The sequence below is a fragment of the Brucella ciceri genome (genome assembly GCF_041930145.1).
Taxonomy (GTDB): domain Bacteria; phylum Pseudomonadota; class Alphaproteobacteria; order Rhizobiales; family Rhizobiaceae; genus Brucella; species Brucella intermedia.
Window position 1 is genome coordinate 1 of sequence record NZ_JBHEEV010000031.1, and the last position, 1,387, is coordinate 1,387.

Consider the following 1,387-nt stretch of genomic DNA (forward strand, 5'->3'; position numbering starts at 1 on the left):
CAGTCAGAAGATGATAGCCAGTTCCCGGGCGGTTTGTCTCAAACACCGATCGATCGCTTGGTAGGCTGGCGCTGCAAGGCGTCCAGGTGTGGCTTGACCCACACTCCGATCGACCAGCGTGTCTTTCCCTGGACCTGTCAGCCGCCCGGGAGCGCCTTGCGGTGAGGCTTTGCCTCGGCGTTTGCTTGTGACCCAAGAAGGGCCTGACCGCGTTGGTCACATGACTGTCCTGTCCATGCATATGCCCGTGGTTGAGCCGTGCGATAGCGGTCAAACTCCAGAGGTTACGGCATGGAACAGAAGAACAAGCCAGCGCGTCATGTTGTCGGCGGCGTCGATACCCATAAGGATTTACATGTCGCAGCGGTCGTCGATGATTACGACCGCGTTCTTGAGACGCGCAGTTTCCCGACGACCCGTAACGGCTATCGGTTGATGCTTGCCTGGATGCGGACATTCGGAGAGTTGCAGCGCGTCGGTGTCGAGTGCACAGGCAGTTATGGTGCTGGGCTGCTGCGATATATGCAGGCCGCGGGCGTGGAGGTCCTTGAAGTTACCACACCAGATCGTCACGACCGTCGAAGACGGGGTAAGAATGATGATCTCGATGCCCAGGCTGCGGCACATGCCGCCTTTGCCGAACGGCGAACCGTCACACCTCGAAGCCGGGACGGCATGGTGGAATCTCTCAGAGTTTTAAAGGCTTGCCGAAAGACGGCAGTCAACGCTCGGCGCATAGCCTTGCAATTAATCCAGAATACGATCATCGCAGCGCCCGACGTGTTGCGGGATCAGCTGCGTCGCATGACCCGCATGCAACTGGTTCGATTGCTTGCCGCCTGGCGTCCGGACTTGACAGCCTATCGCGATGTGGAAGCGGCGTATCGGATTACCCTGAAGTCGCTTGGTCGCAGATACCTCGAACTGCATGATGAGATTGCCGATCTCGACATGATGATCGCTGCAATCGTCGAAGACCTGGCTCCGGACCTTGTCGAACGTAATTCAATTGGACACAACAGCGCCGCGCAGCTTTTGCTCACCGCCGGCGACAATCCCGAGCGATTGAAGTCAGAAGCAAGTTTCGCGGCGCTCTGCGGCGTCAGCCCTGTGCCAGCATCCTCAGGAAAGACCACAAGACATCGTCTGAACCGGGGCGGCGACCGGCTTGCCAATAGCGCCCTCCATATCATTGCAATTGGCCGCCTCAGGACCGATGACAAGACAAAGCAGTATGTCGCTCGCCGTATGGCTGCGGGCCACTCCAAGCTCGATGCAATCCGGGCATTGAAACGTTACATCGCTCGGGAAGTCTTCGGCATCATCATGCGTCGCCAGAAGCAGATCAATCAAACCAGGATCGTCGCTTGACAAACAGAAGGGCGTC

General features: G+C 58.0%; 1 protein-coding gene. It reads left to right on the forward strand.

The window, feature by feature from the left end:
- Nucleotides 1–291: 291 nt before the first annotated feature.
- Nucleotides 292–1,371 carry an IS110 family RNA-guided transposase gene (locus tag JNC63_RS21840; RefSeq protein ID WP_075041734.1) on the forward strand — a complete coding sequence of 360 codons (1,080 nt, stop codon included), beginning with the start codon at nucleotides 292–294 and terminating at the stop codon, nucleotides 1,369–1,371.
- Nucleotides 1,372–1,387 lie beyond the last annotated feature (16 nt).

What these genes read in the sequence shown, in the direction of transcription:
- JNC63_RS21840 (WP_075041734.1), top strand. Translation starts at nt 292, where the DNA reads ATGGAACAGAAGAACAAGCCAGCGCGTCATGTTGTCGGCGGCGTCGAT.